The sequence below is a fragment of the Flavobacterium album genome, assembly GCF_003096035.1.
GTDB lineage: Bacteria > Bacteroidota > Bacteroidia > Flavobacteriales > Flavobacteriaceae > Flavobacterium > Flavobacterium album.
The window spans coordinates 2635009-2654744 of the sequence record NZ_CP029186.1; the positions used below are offsets into that span (position 1 = coordinate 2635009).

At 45.6% G+C, this 19736-nt stretch carries 15 protein-coding genes; 5 read left to right on the forward strand and 10 right to left on the reverse strand.

The window, feature by feature from the left end; genetic code table 11:
- The first annotated feature begins 33 nt into the window (after nucleotides 1-33).
- Genes HYN59_RS11860 through menD form a run of 4 tightly spaced genes read left to right on the forward strand, consistent with a single transcriptional unit; the run spans nucleotide 34 to nucleotide 5771 of the window.
- Nucleotides 34-3189, forward strand: a complete 3156-nt coding sequence (locus tag HYN59_RS11860; protein ID WP_108778463.1) for a cytochrome c biogenesis protein — start codon at nucleotides 34-36, stop codon at nucleotides 3187-3189.
- A gap of 30 nt (nucleotides 3190-3219) precedes the next feature.
- Entirely contained in the window at nucleotides 3220-3810 is a 591-nt protein-coding gene (locus tag HYN59_RS11865) for a glutathione peroxidase (protein ID WP_108778464.1), read from the forward strand.
- A gap of 2 nt (nucleotides 3811-3812) precedes the next feature.
- Nucleotides 3813-4112, forward strand: a complete 300-nt coding sequence (locus tag HYN59_RS11870; protein ID WP_108778465.1) for a hypothetical protein — start codon at nucleotides 3813-3815, stop codon at nucleotides 4110-4112.
- A complete protein-coding gene (menD, locus tag HYN59_RS11875) occupies nucleotides 4113-5771 on the forward strand; it encodes a 2-succinyl-5-enolpyruvyl-6-hydroxy-3-cyclohexene-1-carboxylic-acid synthase (protein ID WP_108778466.1) in 1659 nt (552 codons plus the stop codon).
- A gap of 90 nt (nucleotides 5772-5861) precedes the next feature.
- Here the strand turns inward: menD and HYN59_RS11880 are convergent, their stop codons facing one another.
- Together HYN59_RS11880 and HYN59_RS11885 are read right to left on the reverse strand one after the other, a co-directional pair.
- The gene (locus HYN59_RS11880) at nucleotides 5862-8333 is read right to left on the reverse strand and encodes a beta-glucosidase (protein ID WP_108778467.1); all 2472 of its coding nucleotides are present in this window, start codon (nucleotides 8331-8333) and stop codon (nucleotides 5862-5864) included.
- Between the two features lie 54 nt (nucleotides 8334-8387).
- Nucleotides 8388-8867: a hypothetical protein gene (locus tag HYN59_RS11885; protein ID WP_108778468.1), complete on the reverse strand. Its 480-nt coding sequence runs from the start codon at nucleotides 8865-8867 to the stop codon at nucleotides 8388-8390.
- A gap of 313 nt (nucleotides 8868-9180) precedes the next feature.
- Here HYN59_RS11885 and HYN59_RS11890 point away from each other — a divergent pair, with 313 nt between their 5' ends.
- Entirely contained in the window at nucleotides 9181-9807 is a 627-nt protein-coding gene (locus HYN59_RS11890; protein ID WP_108778469.1) for a zinc-dependent metalloprotease family protein, read from the forward strand.
- A gap of 87 nt (nucleotides 9808-9894) precedes the next feature.
- On the opposite strand, the gene HYN59_RS11895 is transcribed toward HYN59_RS11890, so the two are convergent.
- The 8 genes from HYN59_RS11895 to HYN59_RS11930 all read right to left on the reverse strand — a co-directional run bounded on the left by HYN59_RS11895 (nucleotide 9895) and on the right by HYN59_RS11930 (nucleotide 19296).
- Nucleotides 9895-10647, reverse strand: a complete 753-nt coding sequence (locus HYN59_RS11895; protein WP_108778470.1) for a maleate cis-trans isomerase family protein — start codon at nucleotides 10645-10647, stop codon at nucleotides 9895-9897.
- Between the two features lie 111 nt (nucleotides 10648-10758).
- Nucleotides 10759-11679: a fumarylacetoacetate hydrolase family protein gene (locus tag HYN59_RS11900; RefSeq protein WP_108778471.1), complete on the reverse strand. Its 921-nt coding sequence runs from the start codon at nucleotides 11677-11679 to the stop codon at nucleotides 10759-10761.
- Between the two features lie 174 nt (nucleotides 11680-11853).
- Entirely contained in the window at nucleotides 11854-12954 is a 1101-nt protein-coding gene (locus HYN59_RS11905; RefSeq protein WP_108778472.1) for a cupin domain-containing protein, read from the reverse strand.
- Between the two features lie 143 nt (nucleotides 12955-13097).
- Complete coding sequence (locus HYN59_RS11910; RefSeq protein WP_108778473.1) at nucleotides 13098-14078, reverse strand: carbon-nitrogen hydrolase family protein; 981 nt, start codon at nucleotides 14076-14078, stop codon at nucleotides 13098-13100.
- An 86-nt stretch (nucleotides 14079-14164) separates the two neighbouring features.
- The gene (locus HYN59_RS11915) at nucleotides 14165-14602 is read right to left on the reverse strand and encodes an acyl-CoA thioesterase (protein WP_108778474.1); all 438 of its coding nucleotides are present in this window, start codon (nucleotides 14600-14602) and stop codon (nucleotides 14165-14167) included.
- Nucleotides 14602-16218: an AMP-binding protein gene (locus tag HYN59_RS11920; protein WP_108778475.1), complete on the reverse strand. Its 1617-nt coding sequence runs from the start codon at nucleotides 16216-16218 to the stop codon at nucleotides 14602-14604. Before HYN59_RS11920 ends, HYN59_RS11915 begins: the two co-directional genes overlap by 1 nt.
- A 151-nt stretch (nucleotides 16219-16369) precedes the next feature.
- Entirely contained in the window at nucleotides 16370-18682 is a 2313-nt protein-coding gene (locus HYN59_RS11925) for an oxidoreductase (protein ID WP_108778476.1), read from the reverse strand.
- Complete coding sequence (locus HYN59_RS11930; protein ID WP_108778477.1) at nucleotides 18679-19296, reverse strand: flavin reductase family protein; 618 nt, start codon at nucleotides 19294-19296, stop codon at nucleotides 18679-18681. The genes HYN59_RS11925 and HYN59_RS11930 overlap by 4 nt, the downstream gene beginning before the upstream one ends.
- Between the last annotated feature and the right edge of the window lie 440 nt (nucleotides 19297-19736).

Sequence of the window (19736 nt, forward strand, 5' to 3'; positions counted from 1 at the left end):
TTTGCACCAATTTACATTCAACTTTCCACACTCATGGATAAAATAATTTCGTTCTTTTTCTCAACACGTTTAATGGCTGTGCTTTTCCTTGTTTTTGCGGCGGCAATGGGAATTGGTACTTTTATCGAAGACGCCTACAATACCGAAACAGCCCGTGTTTTTATTTATAATGCAAAATGGTTCGAGGCCATCATGCTGCTTTTTGTAATCAACTTTTTCGGTAACATAAAGCGTTACCAGCTTCACAAAAAAGAAAAATGGGCCACACTGCTTTTGCACCTTTCGTTTATCCTTATCATAACCGGTGCGTTCGTAACGCGATACATCAGCTTTGAAGGCATGATGCCGATACGCGAGAATGAGACCGAAAGCCGCTTTTATTCTGATAAAGCTTATCTTACGGTACTTATTGATGGCGAGTACAACGGCCAGATGAGCCGCAAGAGGCTGGAAAAACCGATGCTGTTCTCCTCAAAAGAAGTGCCTTTCCTGGCTTCTAATTATTTCAATATCTCAGATGAATTTGACAAAACCCCTGTTGAGATAGAATACAAGGATTTTGTACTTGGCGCGAAAGACACTATCGTACAGGATAAAAACGGCAAGCTTTACCTTAAGCTTGTAGAGCAGGGTTCGGGTACCCGCCACGACCATTTCCTGAAAGAAGGCGAGGTACAGAGCATCCATAATATATTGTTTGCATTCAACAAACCTACCAAGGGCGCTATCAATATCAACAAAGAAGGCGAAACCTTTACCATCAACACGCCGTTTGAAGGGAACTTTATGCGTATGAAAGACCGTATGCAGGGCAATGTTGCCAAAGATACCACGCAGCCATTGATGTTCCGCTCACTATACAACCTTTCGGGCACGGTATTCGTAATTCCCGACCAGCCTATCACGGGGAAAATGGTTTACAAGTCCAATAAAGATTATAAAACAAAAGAACAGTCGGCGTTGACGGTAGTCGTAAAAGCGGATGGCAAAGAAAAGGAAGTCACACTCCTTGGGGGCAAAGGCCAGATAGGTGAGCCGCAAATGTTTAAGCTGGGCAATCTTGACTTTACCGTAACTTACGGAAGCAGGCAGTACGACCTTCCGTTTGCCATTAAGCTGAACGATTTTATCGCCGAGAAATATCCGGGTACCGAGAAAAGCTATGCTTCTTTTGAAAGTAAAGTTACTGTGATAGATAAGGAAAAAAACAATACGTTTGATACCCGCATTTTTATGAACAATGTATTGGATTACAGGGGTTACCGCTTTTTTCAGGCGAGTTTTGATGGGGATGAGAAAGGCACGAAGTTATCGGTAAACCACGACTTTTGGGGTACATGGATATCGTATGTCGGCTACTTCCTGCTGTACATCGGGCTGATGGCGATACTGTTCGATAAGAATACCCGTTTTGGCGACCTGAAAAAGAAACTGGATAAAATACAGACCAAAAAAGCATCATTAACAGCAGTACTTTTATTGTTTATCGGACTTAACGGCTATTCGCAAAACCATGCGCATGAAAAGCCAACCGAAAAGCAAATCGACTCCATCCTTCAGAAATACAAAGTAAGCGAGGAGCACGCTGCAAAATTCGGCCGCCTCATCATACAGGATTTTGGCGGAAGGATGAAGCCTGCCAATACATTCTCTTCAGAACTTTTGCGCAAAGTGAGCAAGAGCGATACGTACAAAGACATGAACGCCGACCAGGTATTCCTGTCAATGGCGCTGATGGACAGGCTATGGTATGAAGTGCCGATCATACAGCTAAAGCGCGGTAACGACAGCATCAGGAAAATAGCAGGGCTGGATAAAGAAGCGAAATTTGCTGCGATGTCCGACTTTTTTGACAACCAGGGCAATTATAAGCTGGAGAAGATACTCGATGGCGCTTACAAAGAGAAGGAGCCAAACCAGTTCCAAAAGGATTTTATCGACCTTGATAAGCGCATCAACCTTCTTAACTGGGCAATATCGGGACAGATATTGAAAGTGCTTCCGGTGCCGGGCGATAAAGATAATAAATGGCTATCCTACCCTGAAGCTGCCGTTAAGGATGGCATCGGGCTCGATACGATACGTAATGTAGTACCGGCTTACTTCCAATCGTTAGGTGAGGCAGTAGTGACCAAAGATTACAAACTGGCAGACAGCCTGTTGGAAGGCCTTAAAAAGTACCAGCACAAATATGGGGCATCCATTATGCCTAGCGATGACAAGGTCGAGGCGGAAATATTATACAATAAATTTGACATCTTTAAAAAGCTGTTCTCTTGGTACATGTATGCAGGCCTGCTGATGTTCCTGTTTGTTATCATTAAGATATTTAACCCTGCAAAATGGGTTAAGGCAGGCGCCAATATTTCGCATGTCATAATAGGGGTTTTATTCCTCCTGCATACCCTGGGCCTTATTGCAAGGTGGTACATATCAGGCCACGCACCGTGGAGTAATGCTTACGAATCGGTTATTTATGTAGGATGGGCTACCATGTTCTTCGGTATGGCATTCGGGAGGAAATCACAGCTTACCGTTGCATCCACAGGGTTTGTAGTATCCGTGGTATTGATGGTGGCACACTGGAACTGGACCGATCCCGAAATAGCCAATCTTGTGCCGGTGCTTAATTCTTACTGGCTCATGATACACGTAGCGGTTATCGTGGGAAGCTACGGGCCGTTTACCCTCGGATGTGTGCTTGGGCTTGTGGCGCTGTTCCTGATGCTGTTCACTAACGAAAAGAACAAGCAGAAAATGGACCTTAACATCAAAGAGATCACCTACATCAATGAAATGGCGCTTACTGTAGGTTTAGTCATGCTGACTATAGGGAATTTCCTTGGCGGGCAATGGGCCAACGAAAGCTGGGGCCGCTACTGGGGCTGGGACCCTAAGGAGACCTGGGCACTGGTGAGCATCATGGTATATGCTTTTGTGATTCACATGCGTTTTGTACCGGCATTGCGCGGCAAATGGATATACAACTTTTTCAGCGTGCTTGCTTTTGCATCCATACTGATGACGTACTTCGGCGTGAACTTCTACCTCACCGGGCTGCATTCGTATGCAAGCGGGGAGCTGCGTACACCAACGTATTTCTTTTGGATGGCGCTGGCTGTAGTCGTGTTAGGTATTTTGGCAAATATCAAGTACAGGAAATATTTTAAGAGTTCTAATAACAAGTAATTTTTCGTAATTTTATATAAAATAACAACCATGAAAAATATTGTAATGCTGGCCTGCGGACTGATGCTTTTGTTCAGCTGCCAAAACCAGGCCCAGACAAAAACTACCGCGAAAGCGACTGAAAAAAACAAACCAATGGCAAAAGAAACCATATACCAGTTTAAAGTAAAAGACCTTTACGGCAAAGAATTTGACTTTGCATCCCTTAAAGGCAAAAAGGTACTTATTGTAAATACGGCTTCCAAATGCGGCCTTACACCACAATATAAAGACCTTGAAGCCCTGTACAAAGAATATAAGGATAAAGGTTTTGTGATCGTTGGCTTCCCGGCCAATAACTTTGCATCGCAGGAACCGGGTACCAGCAAAGAGATAGCCGAATTTTGTGAGTTGAACTACGGTGTTACTTTCCCAATGATGGACAAGATATCGGTTAAAGGCAGTGACATGGCGCCGATATACCATTTCCTTACCGAAAAGAGGAAGAACGGCCTGCAGGACAGCGAAGTAGAATGGAATTTTCAAAAGTACCTTATCAATGAGAAAGGTGAACTTGAAAAAGTAATAAAGCCGCAGACATTACCTACCGATCCGCAGGTTGTTGACTGGATCAAAGCCTGATAATGGCCCGGGACAATTTTCCGCACATACTTACTGCTTCATCAACGCTGCTGGGGTTGTGTTTTGTTGTTCTCACATCGCTTAAAATCTCGAATTCAAGCGAGGCTTCGCTTATCGATGAATTTACGGCAGGCGCTATTGTAATGTTTATGGTGAGCAGTATGCTTTCCTATCTTTCAATGCGAAGCGGCAGGTTTGCTCCAAAGCCACAATACGAGCGGATTGCAGATATTGTTTTTCTTGCCGGGCTTACGTTTCTTTTTGTAACCACAATGCTTATTGCATTTAACGTAATCAAATAAATGATTTACCCCAAAATACCTTTGGCACAAAGCATCATAGAAATATGCCTGGCCAAAGGAGTTAACAATATTGTTATTTCCCCGGGATCGCGCAATGCACCGCTAACCATAGGTTTTGCTAACAATCCCAATTTTACCTGCTACAGTATTGCCGATGAGCGGTGTGCTGCCTTTTTTGCAACCGGTATGGCACAGCAGCTGAAAAAACCGGTTGCTGTAGTGTGTACTTCTGGGTCGGCATTGCTGAATTATTACCCGGCAGTCGCCGAAGCGTTTTACAGCCAGATACCGCTGATCGTCATATCTGCCGACAGGCCGCATGATAAGATCGATATTGGCGACGGCCAGACTATCCGCCAGGAAAATGTATATGCCAACCATATACTGTACAATGCAAACCTGTTGGAAGACGCTTCCGCAGAAAACGACAACAAGATAAATCAGGCTATCAATATTTCCATAACCCAAAAAGGGCCGGTACACATTAATGCGCCATTTGAAGAGCCGTTGTATGAAACGATAACCGAACTTTCCATACAGGCGCCGGTATTCAGTACCATTGTCGAAGAACCTGAAGTTCAAGAAGATCTTACGCCCTACGTCACAAAATGGAATGCTGCCAAAAAGAAGCTCGTATTAGTTGGCGTGAATGATCCCGGTACTATTGACAAGGCCGTTATTGAGATATTGGCGAATGACCCATCGGTTGTAGTAATGACCGAAACGCCTGCTAACCTCCACCATAAAAATTTCCTTGGAAGCATCGATACGATCATTACACCTTTCACCCACGAAGACTTTGAAGCGTGGCGGCCGGATATACTGCTTACGTTTGGTGGTATGGTGGTCTCCAAGCGCGTGAAGGCCTGGCTGCGCAAATATAGTCCGCAGGAACACTGGCATATCGATGAACTAAGAGCGTATGATACGTTTGGCGCACTGACTAAGCATTTTACAACAGATGCCAATATCTTCCTGAAGAATTTCCTGCCACAAACTGAGCCTGTACAAAGTGACTACAATCAGGCAGCACAGGAACTTAAGGCCTACAGACAGGTGAAGCACGACGAATATTTATCTAAAATACCTTTCTCCGATTTTAAGGCTTTTGAAATAATATTGCCTGCATTGCCTCATAATTCAATGCTGCAGATCAGCAATAGCGCTTCCATACGCTATGCCCAGCTGTTTGAGATGCGGGACGACATCGAGGTTTTCTGCAATCGCGGTACCAGCGGAATCGACGGAAGTACATCGACAGCAGTAGGGGCGGCAGTGGGCAGCCAAAAAGAGACGGTATTGATAACTGGTGATATAAGCTTTTTATACGACAGCAATGCGTTGTGGAATAACTATATCCCGAAAGACTTCAAGATCATTATCATCAATAATGGCGGCGGTGGAATCTTCAGGATATTGCCGGGCCACTCAGAAAATGCAGTGTTTAATACCTATTTTGAAACTGCCCATAACCTTACGGCAGAACACCTTGCTAAGATGTATGGTTTCGGATATCAATCGGCTTCGAATGAGAATGATGTGAAAACTGCTTTATCATCGTTTATGGAAAGATCGGGTCAGCCGAAGATATTGGAGATATTTACACCTATGAGCGAAAATGATGCGGTGCTGTTACAGTATTTTAAGTCGTTGGCATAATTCATTATTCTATTTAAAACAAATAATCCGCTAATAGTACTTGTGACTTTTAGCGGATTATTTTTTTACGGACTCTGTAAAGGCCCTGAATTATTTCACTTTTACGTCATCTTTCAGCCTGATGTCTTCTGACGATGCGCCAACGATAATCTCAAATGCTCCAGGATCGTAGCCGAAAGCTTTCTTGTCAGCCTTGTAATACGAAAAGGCATCGGCATCAAGCGTTACCGTGATGGTCTTTGACTCGCCTTTTTTCAGGAACACTTTATTGAAGCCTTTAAGCTCCTTTAAAGGGCGGTATACCGGGCTCTCCTTTTGATGTACATATACCTGGCTGATCTCGGCGCCGTCATAACTGCCCGTATTCTTTATTTTGTAGGTAACGGTAACATTGGTCCCCTTACCCGAAACCTTTAAATCGGAATACTCAAACTTAGTATAGGAAAGTCCGTAACCAAATGGGAATTGAGGCTTTGTACGGCTGTTGTCATAAAAACGGTAACCTACATTAAGGCCTTCGCCATAGGTTACTCGTTTGTCGTTATCAGCATCATAATAGCTGTCGTAAGTCGGGTTGTCCTCCCAGCGCTTTTCAAAGCTCGCCGGCAGCTTGCCGCTTGGGTTTACAGTGCCGAAAAGCAGGTCGGCAATAGCAGTACCGCCTTCCTGTCCGGGATACCAGGCATGCAGCAGGCCTTTAGTTCCCGGTAGCCACTTTTGCATAGCCACATTTCCGCCTGCATAAAGCACAACAATGGTATTTGGGTTGGCTTTGGTCACGGCTTTTATCAGGTCTTCCTGGTAGGGAGGCAGCTCAAAAGAACGGTCGAAGCCTTCACCTTCACCCGACATATTGAAGCCCGCGCTCAGGATCACCACATCGGCGTTGGCAGCTGCTTTTTCAGCCGCGCTAAAGTCAATAACTTCGTTATAAACCGCAAAAGCGATCACCGCGCCTCCTGCATTTTCATAATATTCGAGGCGTACGTTGTATTCCTTACCGGCTTCAAGCGGCAGGTCAACCATTTTAAGGGTAGGCGCGTGGTCGGCCCACATATCGATCACCAGTTTTTCATCTACATACAGGCGGAAGCCGTCATCGCCGCGAACGCCAAATTTATACGTAGCCGATTTAGCCGGGCGTACAACACCTGTAAAGCGTATGGAGAAATTATCTTCCGGGATACCCATAACATCCGGTGCTCCCGGCCAGTCATGGTTCATGCTTTTATCAGTAAAGGTTGCCACCGGCCTGCCTTCGAGGTTCTTGTTTTTAAAATACTCTGCCTTAAGGCCGTGTGTTTTAGACCCTTTTTCAGAGAAGAAGGGAGAGGATGCAATGTAGTTTTCCATCTGTGGGATGCTGTTATCTACAAAGTTTACCGTTGCCCCGGGCACAGCGGCTTTGATGCCATCCAGCAGGCTGGTACTATGAAAAGGCTCTGTATACGAGCTCCCGCCGCCTGCAATGTACCCTTTGGAATTGGGCCCAATTACCGCGATGGTTTTCACCGATTTGGAAATTGGGAGGATGTTGCCTTCGTTCTTTAGCAGCACCATGCCACCACGCGCCAGGTCCAACGCTACTTTTTCGCTTTCAGGATTTGGTTTCAGGGGCTCCGTCATCGTGTATTTTGTATCATAAAACCCAAACCGAAAAATGATCCTGAGTATGCGGCGCACTTTATCGTCTATAACCTTCTGGTCAAGCGTCCCGTTCTGTAAAGCAGGAAGGAGATTTTTACGGTTCATGAACTCACCGCTTGGCATCTCGAGGTCGAGCCCGCCTTTTGCAGCGGCAACACCATCATAGGTCGCCACCCAGTCGGACATCAGGATACCGTCAAAACGCCAGTCGCCTTTTAAAATATCATTATTCAGGTGGCTGTTTTGCGTGGCATGCTCTCCGTTCACGAGATTGTAGCTGTTCATTACGGCGCCCACTTTTCCTTTGGTTACGGCTGCCTTAAATGCAGGAAGGTAAATTTCCTGCAGTGTGCGCTCATCCATATCGGAGCTCACGTTGTTGCGGTCCCATTCCTGGTTATTGGCAGCAAAGTGCTTCACGGTAGCCACTACGTTTTTGCTTTGCAGCCCTTTTATATAACTAACGGCCATTTCGCCCGCCAGGTAAGGGTCTTCGCCAAGGTACTCAAAGTTACGCCCGTTCATTGGCGCACGGTAAATGTTTACCCCCGGCGCAAGCAATATGTGCACGCCGCGCTCGCGGGAGTCATTGCCAAGCGCTTCACCCAAACGGAAACTCAGGTTGGCATCCCATGTTGCGGCTGTCAGTACAGAAGCAGGGTAGGCGGTGGTCTTGCCGTAATTGCGAGTACCGACTGGGCCGTCGGTCATTTTTATCTCAGGAAGCCCAAGACGTTCTATACCGCGGATATAAAAGCCATTATAGCCTCCTATGTAATCAATTTTTTCTTCAGTTGTCATTTGGGAAAGCAGGTCTTCAACACGCTTCTCAACCTGGGCTTTAGGATCTTTGTACACCTGGGCATTCGCCGAAAGGCTCGCAGCCATCGCTGCAAAAATAATGTAGTAACGCATAAAATAGATGTTTGTTGGTTGTATCAGGCAGGCATATGTTCACCTTTATTTCAATCAAATGTTTTTCAACAGGGCCTCATAATGCTTAAAAGCAGGACTATACACAGCATTGAATTTTTCTTTCTGTGCTGCATTCAGGATCTGGAAGCCATAATCGTCTGCAAATTTTACTTTAATATTGTTGGATGCTGTGTTTATTACCACAATGCGTAAAGGTAGCTTCAGGCTGTCTATATTCTGCCAGCCATGCAAAGTGGCATCCTCGTTTTTGCCGGAGTAGGCGATAATGCCATCCGCAACATTATCAATTATCCTGAAATTATGTCCGGCCAATACGTCTTTAATTTTTGAAAGGGAAGCAGTATCAAGTGGCCTTTGTATCTCAAACTCATAATTTGCCTTCCCGTCTTTTAATGCCTGTATATTGTTTTTTGATTTCTGAAGCTGCCTCCTGGACTTACCCCTTGCGATAAATATGAGTATTATTATCGCAATTACAATTACTACGATTATATAAATAAATATTGTCTTCATGGCTTTTAAATTTTTATGGAGTGTTTGATTGTGATGTGTTTATAAATTTGGGATTTCGCCGAAAGGAACGCAGCCGGTGCCGCAATAATGTGGTACTTCATAGAATGTATGTTTGTTTATTTGGAAGGGTAAAAATAAGGATTTTTTAAGGGATCGCAGGCCGTATATGTGTCAAAAAAATCCATCAAAAACCTTACAAATGGTTATCGTTGCTATCGAAACATATTCAGGATCAACCTGTATAGGCGTTTCATGCCTTTAAAATTTCTGACAAAAGAAATCATACTGCACCCCAAATTTTATACTTTTGGACATGCGAAGATATATTCTGTTAATTACCTTACTGGTGTTGCTTTCATGCAGCGATAAATCTGTTAGCGAGACAACTATTGTGGGCATCATCCCTTACAAAGGCATTAGTGATGAGAAGATTGCCATGTTGCGGGAAGCCATAACAGAATATTATGGCATCGAAACAAAATTATTGCCTGAAAAAGAATTACCCAAAGAGGCGTTCATCGCTATAAAGTCTCCCCGTTACAGAGCTGACAGCCTTATTGCCATACAGCAACGCAATATGCCCGAAGGTATGGATTATATATTGGGCCTGACAGAAAGTGATATATCCGTAACTAAAAAAGAAAAGGACGGAAGCATCAAAAAACCGGAATGGAAATATAACGACTTTGGCATTATGGGACTGGCGTACTGTCCCGGCAAAAGCTGTATCGTTTCCGGCTTTCGCTTAAAGCATAAGGATAAGGAAGTACATTTCGGGCGTTTCAGGAAAGTGGTTATACACGAACTCGGCCATAATTTTGGCCTGCCACATTGCCCTAACAAAAAATGCGTGATGACCGATGCGGTGGAAAAGATCGCGACTATCGATAATGCACGGCCTGAATTGTGTGAGGATTGTAAAAAGAAACTGGATATATAAAACCACAAAGGGCATTAAGTTTTTCGATTAGAATCACAGCGTTGTGACCCTTGTGAAAAAGACTTAGTGCCCTTTGTGGTAAAAAAATTAATATTTCCCGCTCAACAGCGCACCGCCCATAGGTACTTTTGTGTCAAGCCCCAATTTCTTAAGCATTTCATACGTAGTGCAAACTGCCGCCGAAGTTACGGGTATCCCAATCTCTTTTTCAATAGCATCTATAGCTTCCAGCGATGGCATCTGCACGCAGGCCGAAACCACCAATACGTCAGCACCTTCAAGGTTCAGCCGTTTATAAATATCCAAAAGGTTCATTGGGTCCTGTGCGGCAACTTCAAGATTATCCGCGATCTCAAGTGCTATCGAATCCACTACCTCAAATCCCTGGTGCTCGATATAATCTACAACAAGCTGTGTCAAAGGCTTCATATAAGGTGTAATCACAGCGACTTTTTTTGCACCAAGCACTTTCAACCCATTAATCAGCGCACCCGCACTGGTAACAATAGGAGTAGGGGAGTCGTTCTTTACGGTTTCCTCGTGCAGGTTCGTCTCTGATACGCAGTGGTAGCCGCGCCCCATACTCATAATGGCCACAAGACAGGCATACCCCATCACGTCAACACGCGCATCACTGAGTTCCTGTGCGCATTTAAGGCTTTGGGCATCCATGGCCTCAAGTTCCTCCTTGGTCACTTTCTTCATGCGCATACGGCTGGAGTGGAAGGTAAAGCGCTCCGGGGAAATTGTCTCGCGCGAACGCAGCAGTGCCGGTATCTCCGTTTCCATGGTTATGTTTGAGCTTGGCACAATCTGGCCTATACGATAAGTCTTTTTCATGTCTTAAAATTCCAATTTTAATAAATTCCAAGCTCCAAATCCCAAATAACAAACTCGGTCACCGTCCTGATGTTTGGAATTTGTTATTTGCTATTTGGTGCTTTTTAATAATTATTTTACTTCTTCCGAATCAACTATTGTGTTCCTTAACGTCCCAATCCCCTCTACAGTTGCTTCCACCACATCGCCCGGCCACATCCATTCCTGTGGGTTTCGGCCTGCGCCAACGCCTGCAGGGGTTCCGGTTGCAATGATATCACCTGCTTCCAGTGTGAATACTATGCTCAGGTCATGTATCAGTTCCTCAATATTAAAGAGCATGTATTTCGTATTCGAATTCTGCTTCTCTACGCCATTCACTTTTAGCGAAAGGTTTAGGTTGTGTGGGTCGGCTATCTCATCACGGGTAACAAGCATCGGACCCATTGGTGCAAAAGTATCCTGCCCTTTAGACACGATCCATTGCCCGGCACGGCGGCAGTCACGTGCACTAATGTCATTAATGACCGTATAGCCATACACGTAGTCCATAGCATTTTCCTTTTTGATGTTCTTACCATGTTTGCTAATTATTACTGCCAGTTCCACTTCCCAATCCAACTGCTGCGTAATCTTTTGGTTATGTATAATATCGGTGTCGGTACCTGTCACTGCCGTTGGCGGCTTCGAAAAGATAACCGGCTGTTGGGGCAACTCTTTAGAGGTATCCAGTGTCCTGGCCGACTCCGCTACGTGCTCGGTATAGTTCAGCCCAATGCCAAAGATATTCTTACGGGGCTTGGGTATTGGTGCCAGAAGCGTGGCATTCGCCAAAGGTATCGAGCAGTCCAGTAATTCTTCTTTTGTAGCCGTATTCATCAAATGGACGGCGTGATTGATGCCTTCAATGCCAAGGTCGATAAAGTCCAGCATATTATCCGGCAGGTGGCTGCTTTTTATTTCGCCAAGCTTGTGCGCATCAATAATCATATTTTCTTCCACAAATCCGAGGCTTGCCGGCGCATGGTTTATTCGGTAGGTAACTAATTTCATTTATTTTGGTTGTTTGTCTATTCCTGGTTATTCTATATTACGTTTCATGGTAGAGACGCAGTGCCTGCGTCTCGCGATTTGCATTATGTCAGACGCAGGCACTGCGTCTCTACAGTTATTTTCAGAAGGATATTTACGTTCCAACAGGCAACCCTGAACCCTGAACTCCAAACCCTAAACGGCCTGCTTTCCCTCCGGATGCGCCATTTCCTGATACAATCCCAACGATGTTATCACTGGCAGGTCATTAAACGAGAACAGGCACGCATCTTCCGTTTCACTCAGGTTTACATGCTCATGGTAGGCCCACGACGGTACGCAGAAAATATCCCGCTCCTTCCAGTCCAGGCGTTTTCCTGCAATGATAGAGTAGCCGTGGCCCTTCGCACATTGGTACACGAACGAGCCTGTATGCCTGTGTGCCAGCGTATGCTCACTTGGTCGTAGCAATTGTATCGAAGCCCCCATGGTCTGCATCACGTGGCCGCCTGTTTGCGGATTGGTATAATGCATAAGGATGCCATCATACGGCGAACCTTCATTCACCTTTGCAGCCTCCAAAAGCGCAGGATATACCTGCTTCCACGAATATTTAAAAAGGGGAGAGTAGGGCTTGTCCCAACCGTTATCCGCAGGCACGAGTCCCACGCCGCTATAGGTCAGGGGTGAATGATTTACCGGAGATGTCAATGGCTGCTTGCCGTCAAAAACCGCATAGTCATTGGCCTCTAAGGCGTTCACTAACGGAATATCCAGCCCGTCCTGCCAAATGCACGTTTTGCCTCCTTCTTCTACACCGTGCTCATGCCAAGTGCTATTGGGTGTAATCACAAAATCGTTGACTTCCAGCATTATCTTGTTACCGTCAACCACAGTATAGCCGCCTTCACCTTCCATGATAAAGCGCAGCGCCGAAGCCCTGTGCCGGTGCGCCGAAGTGCTTTCGCCAGGACGCGTTACCTGTATGCCTGTGTACAGCCAACCCACAGCAGCGCTCACATCGCGACGCTTGTCGTTCACAAGGTACACCACACGTCGGCCTGCCTGCTCGGGCGTAACCAGTTCCGATGATTTCAAAACCAGTTCCCGAAGCTGTTCATATTTCCATAGCATCGGCACCGAAGAGGTACGCGGCTCCCACGGCTCTATGTCATTGGCAACCGTCCAAAGCGCGCCCGCACCAAGGGTCTCCAGTTCTTTATAATAGGCCTCCAGTTCCGGGGTGTCCTGCACCCGTGCACGGCCTAAAACACTATCGTCATGTTTTGTTTCCATACTAAATCAATTAGTTGAAGTTGTTTTTTTATTTGAAGCGGAATGGCCAGTCTCTTATCAGCCATCCATGTTCCTGCCTTCCGCTGTATCCCCGCAGAAAAAGCGGGGGATGCCGCTTCAGTCAGGGCTATCGGCCATCCATTTTATTTTTGGCCGCTTTCATCGCCGTCCGTAAACGTAATATTCTTCCTCGGCGCGGTATTCACACGCAGGTCGAATATATCAAACCGGTTATAATGCCCCAGTATATCGTGCATCTGCTTGGGCTGTATGCATTTCGACAGGTCAATGTCCGCATATACGATTCCTTCCTCATCAATCAGCGGCTCACCAATCACAGCGCCGTTCGGCCCGATAACCCCGGAAAATGCACTGTTTTTGCGCGTCAGTAATTCCTCGGCATTTGGCACATCTTCCTTCATAATGTCGATAATCTCCTTTGTGATAGTAGAGCAGGAGACAATGGTAAAAAGCTTTCCTTCAAACGAATGCGCTGCCGCACGAATCTTTATTGCCTCTGCCATATTGTAATCTGGTGGGGCAACAGGCAATGAGATGTAGTTGGCAATATGTATCAGCTCTCCCTGTGTCAACAGTGTAAAGCGCGCCAGCGTGTTGGTGTTTTCGCCACAGGCCAATGTCCCGATGGGGCCTATTTCTGTATTATACACTTTCAATGACGACCCGTCGCCGCCCGTCCACGTCAGCTTTTCCGCCCAAGTTGGCACCAGCTTTCTGTGCTTTCCAACAAGGTTCCCATTATTGTCTATAATAAGGTTGGTGTTGTACAGTTCCCCAAAGCTCTGCCCGCGCTCATTCACACCGATCACTACATGGCAGTTGTGCTCTTTCGCCGCTTGGCATATCCTGTCTACTTCCGGTCCCGGAACCGTAATGGAATTTACATACAGTTTCTCGTACCACTTACTGCCCTGCACCGGTGTCATGATCCAGTTCCAGTACGGATATCCGGCTACGAACACCTCAGGGAACGCCACAAGTGATGCTCCATTTCCGGCAGCCTCAGCAATTATGGAAATGGCTTTATCCACCGTAGCATCTACATCCAGAAAAACAGGGGATGCCTGCACGGCTGCAGCCTTGAATTTTGGTAAGTCCAACATTTTAATTACGAATTATAAATTACGAATTACGGCCTGTCAGGTCCGTAAAAGTCTATTATCTCAAATCTATTATCTTTTTGTCTCGCTTAAAACCTCATATCCGGAATCAAATATTCCTCGAGCTTTGCCCGCATCTCTTCCGGGAACGGACTTGATTTTATCTCGTCGCGGCCTTCGCCGAATTCCACCCGTACAAGCGATACTTCTCCTTCAAGGCAAATTGAGCCATCTTCATGCTCAAACTTAAAGCCACAGGTCATTGAAGACGAGCCCAGTTTTTTTACCCAGAAGTATTTTGTTAATATATCACCCAACCGGGCAGCTTTCTTAAACTGTATCTTTAAATCCACTGTGGGAATTCCTCCCGTTTTATGGATATTTTTGAACGGCATGTTTAACGCCTCGCTGTAAAAATCCTCTACTATATTATTGAGCATCTCCAGAAATCGCGGGTAGAATACTATCCCCGCAAAATCTACGTGCTGGAAACGAACGGTCTCTTTTTTTATAAATGTTTTTTCCATCAGGCTTGTACTGTATTTTTCAATTTAAATCGTTGTATTTTTCCAGTCTCCGTTTTCGGCAGCGCATCCATATATCGAATTTCCCTTGGATATTTATACGGTGCTGCAATGTTCTTGAACCAGTCCTGTATTTGCTTCGTCAGCTCGTCCGAGGCTTTTTCTTTGTCTTTCAAAACCAAGTAGGCACATACCAGCATTCCGCGGTTCTCGTCCGGCAGGCCGACTACAGCGCACTCAATAATGTCATCGTGTGTAAGCAATACGCTTTCTACCTCGATGGCGGCGATGTTATACCCCGAAGAGATGATCATATCATCCCCGCGTGCCACGAACCAGAAATAGCCGTCCTCATCCTTACGGAAAATATCGCCGGTAATGTTCCAGCCGTTCTCTACATATTCTTTTTGCTTGTCAGGGCTGTTCAGGTACTTGCAACCGGTTATACCACGTACGGCTAACCTTCCGGGGGTGCCGTCTGTTATTTCGTTGCCTTTGTTATCTACGATCCTCGCTTCATAACCGCGTATGGGCAGCCCGGTTGCACCTTTGCGCATATTTTCCTCATTCGACGATATAAAGATATGGAGTATTTCGGTTGACCCGATGCCGTCGATAATCTTTAATCCCGTTGCTTCATACCATTCTTCCCAAACTTTTACGGGCAATGTCTCCCCGGCCGACACACATTTTCGCAGCGAAGAAATATCAAAGTCTTTTACTTTGGTAGTCAACACCCGCCATGCCGTTGGTGCAGTAAAGCAGATGGTTACCTTGTGTTCCGCAATAGCTTTTAGTAGCAGGTCGGGCGACGGTTTTTCTATCAAAAAAGTCGATGCTCCATAATAGAATGGGAATAGCACTAATCCACCCAAACCGAAGGTAAATCCAAGCGGCGGGCTTCCGGTAAAGATATCATCCGGTGTAGGCTGTAATGAATATTTAGGGAAAGCCTCGCAAATAAGCAATATGTCCTTATGATAGTGCGAGGTCATTTTTGGCTTGCCGGTCGTGCCGGAGGTAAAGCCTATAATCGATAATGAATCGGCTTTTGTAGGATGGTTTCCGAAGGTCTTCGGCTTGTTGCCCATCAGCGTTTCCAGTTTCGAAACATGCTGTCCCGAACCGTCAAACGTAACGATATGCTTCAGGAACGGAGAACTGACGGCGAGCATAGCCTCTTCTAATGTAAAATCACAAAACGCATGCGATATCTCAGCGCATTCCACCATTACGCTTAGTTCTTTTTCACGAAGCAACGGCATGGTAGCTACCACAATGCCGCCCGCTTTCAGTATCCCGAACCAGCAGGCCACATACATCGGGTTGTTCGCAGAGCGTATCATTACACGATTACCCGGTACAAAATCAAGGTTATCTTTAAGCACATGCGCTATCTGGTTGGCTTTTTCATAAAGTTCATGAAAGGTCCAGCTGCCCTCAAAAGTGCGTATGGCTATCCTGTCGCCATTGCCTTCGGCAATATGCCTGTCCAGCAATCGCTCCACGCAGTTCAGGTCTTCCGGGAACTCAAAATCCGGATGGTCAGTAAAGCATTCCGCCTGTAATGAAGGGTGGGGGAGATGGTCGTGTGCAAAATTATCTTCGTAATGTCTCATTGCTAAAATGTCGTCTTTATCATGATTCCGAAATTATGCGATACAATGTCACTTCGGACGCAAATGGAACCATAAACAATGTAAATGCCACATTTCGACTGCGCTCAATATGACATTTACATTGTTTATTTAGAATATTTACGTTCATGTATTACTTCTTATGTGTCAACGGTTTCAATGCTCTTTTCATACCTTCCACAGCTTTTCGCTCTCCGCCTTTATACGGATAAAAATGAGATGCAGCCGACATATATTGCTTCGGTATGCCTACTGAATCCAGGTCGTTCGCCTTGTACTGTTCATACGCCTGAGCGGTACGCACAAAATACGGGTCGAGCAGCAATGTTTTGCCTAATGCCACTAGGTCGGCGCGGCCATTTAACAGAATCGTATTGATCTGGTCAATGTCCTGGATGTAGCCCGCGGTGATCGTTGGAACGTGGACAGTATTACGCACCATATCGCTGAACGGTGTCTGCCACATCCTGCCTACTGCCGGTTTCTGGTAATCAACAGTCAATCCGGTTGAGACGTTAATAATATCTGCTCCGGCCTTTTTAAACGCTTCAGCAATTGCGAGCACATCGCCTTCATCAATACCGCCTTCTGCCCAATCGGATGCCGAAATACGTACGCTTATGGGTTTCTCGGGAGGGAATACCTCACGCATGGCTTTAAATACCCTTATTGGGAATTTAAGCCTGTTGGTTATGCTTCCGCCAAATTCATCTTGTCTTGTATTTGTCAGAGGCGAAAGGAACGATGCGAGCAAAAAGCCGTGATGCGCCTGTAGTTCTATCATATCGAAGCCCGCTTCATTCGCGTTCTTTGCCGCATTGGCAAACTCCTCCGTAATAATGTCCATATCTTCTGTGGTCATTTCATTCGGAACGGCCATCGCATCATTATAGGCTATGGGCGAAGCTGAAAGCAGTCCCCAGGTATCATCCAATGGTTCGTTATGCCCTTCCCAAGGAAATCTCACGGCCCCTTTTCGTCCGGAATGGCCAATCTGTACCGCTATTTTAGCAACGCTGTTTTTATGGATAAAACCAGTAACCCTTTTCCATGCAGCAACTTGTTCATCAGACCATATTCCCGGGCATCCCAAAGTTATCCTTCCGGTCGGTGAAATGGCAGTGGCTTCAGTTATTATGAGGCCTACACCACCTGTAGCCCTCGCACCGTAGTGCATCAGGTGCCAGTCGGAAACGAGTCCATCCGTTGCCGAGTATTGTTCCATCGGGCTCATCACGATGCGATTATCCAGCACCATAGAGCGTAAGGAGAATGGCGTAAATGCAGCAGGGGTATCGGGTTTGTTATCGGCTAAGTTCGCATTGAATTCAGCCAGTACTTTTTGTGTAAACGATTTGTCACGCAACCCAAGGTTTTCAAACGTGACCTTCTTGGAGCGCGTCATTACGCTAAAGGCAAATTGCATGAACGGGTGCTGAATGTGGCGGTCCATATCCTCAAACCATTGCAGCGACACATTGGCCGCATGCTGTATCATTTCCACGCGGTTGCGGCGCAGCTTCTCATAATTCTCAAAAACAGCAGGCACATTATCGCCGTGTTTTATGACCGAATCGGCCAGGGCAATAGCACACTCCATAGCCAGCTTGGTTCCCGACCCAATAGAATAGTGGGCCGTAGCCTTGGAATCACCCAGCAGCACTATATTGTCGTGGCTCCATTTTTTGTTGGTAATAACAGGAAACTGCCTCCAGTGCGAGCGGTTGGATATTAGCCCATGTCCCTCAAGCTCTTCTGCAAACAGCTCTTGAAGCTTATTGATCGTGTTTTCTTCATCTGTAACGCTGAACCCCGCTTTTTGCCAGGTTTCATCCGTGGTTTCAAATATCCAGGTGCTCATGCCTTCCTCATATTGGTAGGTGTGGGCTACGAAAGTGCCATAAGGCGTTGTCCTGAAAAAATAAGTAAATGCATCCAGCGGTCGGGTAGAGCCCATCCACACGAAACGGTTGCTTTTCAGTTCGATATCGGTACCGAAATCGGAAACGAATTTCTCACGTATGCCGCTGTTGATACCATCTGCCGCCACAATGATGTCCGAGTCGGCAAATTGGGTCATATCATCTACATTAGCCTCAAAATGAAGGTTAACGCCTTCTTCCCGGCAGCGTTGCTGAAGCAGTTGCAGCAACGTTTTTCGGGAGCATCCGCAAAAGCCGTTACCGGTAATGCGCACCTTCTCACCATCGCGGGCTACATCAAGTTCGTCCCAGTAAGCGAATTTCGTGCGGATCAGGTCATACGACTGCGGGTCACGCGTAAGGAACTCGCTCAGTGTCTCATCAGAGAACACCACGCCAAAACCAAAGGAATCATCGGCACGGTTGCGTTCGTAAACATTTATGGTATAATCAGGCCTTGCTTTTTTAAGCAGGATGGAAAAATACAATCCGCCCGGGCCGCCGCCTATTACTGTTATTTTCATGGTTTTATAAAAGGTCTTTTAATGGAGAAAACCTCGCCAATTTTAGCATAATTTGAACCTTCGAGGCGGGCAATAGGCTTATAGGTTTCCCTGTTGATCTTAAAATCGTCCAACAGCACGCTTTCGTCCACATGGAACATTACGATACGGCCTATCATTATCGTTGCGCCGCCATCCTTATGGCTTTCAAGGCTGTAATGATGCACGAGCTCGCATTCGAAATGGATAGGGCTTTCGGCTACCCTTGGCGCTTTTACCAAAACAGAAGGTATTGCGGTCAATCCTGCATATTCAAACTCATTGCTATCAGGCGGCAAGTTTATGGAGGAGTTATTCATTGCTTCCACCAGTTCCTCTGTAGCCATATTTACCACGAACTGTTTTGTGGCTAATACATTGTTTAATGTGTCTTTATTGATATTCCCGCTGCGTACGGTAGAGAACATCACATGGGGCGGGTCTTCGCCTACAGCATTAAAAAACGAGAAGGGAGCGAGATTAGGGATGCCATCTTCGCTTATAGTGGATATCCATCCGATAGGGCGCGGAATTACAGACCCCGTAAGGATCTTATATATGTCTTTCTGGCTGGTGTGCGCCGGATCGATCTGCATGGCTGTGTTTGTTTAGTTCCCACAAATAAAAGAAAAATTATGAATTTATTTTTAATGATTTTTGTGATATATTCAGCAATTACAGGAAATTTTAATTATGGTGACAAAAAAGTACCAACTTTTATGGAAATTGTGTTTTTTAATTTGATAGCAGTCGAAGTATTATGATGTAATGACCAACTAAATGGTAAGTAAAACACAGCTGGCTTAAAATGAAAAAGACCCGTGGGTGGAAGCCCCTGGGTCTTTAATACTGCTAGTCCATAACATGACTTGTAGTAAGTTGCAAATATAATGTATACTTCTTTGGCAGCCTAATAAAAAGTAAGTGATGCAGAAATTTTTTTTGATATCATAGTTAGGGTGCTGATATACAATTGTTTTTTTAATGAAAACTAAAGTATATTAAATTGTTATGAAGTATTGATGAGTGGCAGTTT

Bases quoted from the DNA above. Each gene is read 5' to 3' on its own strand.
- HYN59_RS11860 (WP_108778463.1), top strand. From the start codon at position 34: ATGGATAAAATAATTTCGTTCTTTTTCTCAACACGTTTAATGGCTGTG.
- HYN59_RS11865 (WP_108778464.1), top strand. From the start codon at position 3,220: ATGAAAAATATTGTAATGCTGGCCTGCGGACTGATGCTTTTGTTCAGC.
- HYN59_RS11870 (WP_108778465.1), top strand. From the start codon at position 3,813: ATGGCCCGGGACAATTTTCCGCACATACTTACTGCTTCATCAACGCTG.
- menD (WP_108778466.1), top strand. From the start codon at position 4,113: ATGATTTACCCCAAAATACCTTTGGCACAAAGCATCATAGAAATATGC.
- HYN59_RS11880 (WP_108778467.1), bottom strand. From the start codon at position 8,333: ATGCGTTACTACATTATTTTTGCAGCGATGGCTGCGAGCCTTTCGGCG.
- HYN59_RS11885 (WP_108778468.1), bottom strand. From the start codon at position 8,867: ATGAAGACAATATTTATTTATATAATCGTAGTAATTGTAATTGCGATA.
- HYN59_RS11890 (WP_108778469.1), top strand. From the start codon at position 9,181: ATGCGAAGATATATTCTGTTAATTACCTTACTGGTGTTGCTTTCATGC.
- HYN59_RS11895 (WP_108778470.1), bottom strand. From the start codon at position 10,647: ATGAAAAAGACTTATCGTATAGGCCAGATTGTGCCAAGCTCAAACATA.
- HYN59_RS11900 (WP_108778471.1), bottom strand. From the start codon at position 11,679: ATGAAATTAGTTACCTACCGAATAAACCATGCGCCGGCAAGCCTCGGA.
- HYN59_RS11905 (WP_108778472.1), bottom strand. From the start codon at position 12,954: ATGGAAACAAAACATGACGATAGTGTTTTAGGCCGTGCACGGGTGCAG.
- HYN59_RS11910 (WP_108778473.1), bottom strand. From the start codon at position 14,078: ATGTTGGACTTACCAAAATTCAAGGCTGCAGCCGTGCAGGCATCCCCT.
- HYN59_RS11915 (WP_108778474.1), bottom strand. From the start codon at position 14,602: ATGGAAAAAACATTTATAAAAAAAGAGACCGTTCGTTTCCAGCACGTA.
- HYN59_RS11920 (WP_108778475.1), bottom strand. From the start codon at position 16,218: ATGAGACATTACGAAGATAATTTTGCACACGACCATCTCCCCCACCCT.
- HYN59_RS11925 (WP_108778476.1), bottom strand. From the start codon at position 18,682: ATGAAAATAACAGTAATAGGCGGCGGCCCGGGCGGATTGTATTTTTCC.
- HYN59_RS11930 (WP_108778477.1), bottom strand. From the start codon at position 19,296: ATGCAGATCGATCCGGCGCACACCAGCCAGAAAGACATATATAAGATC.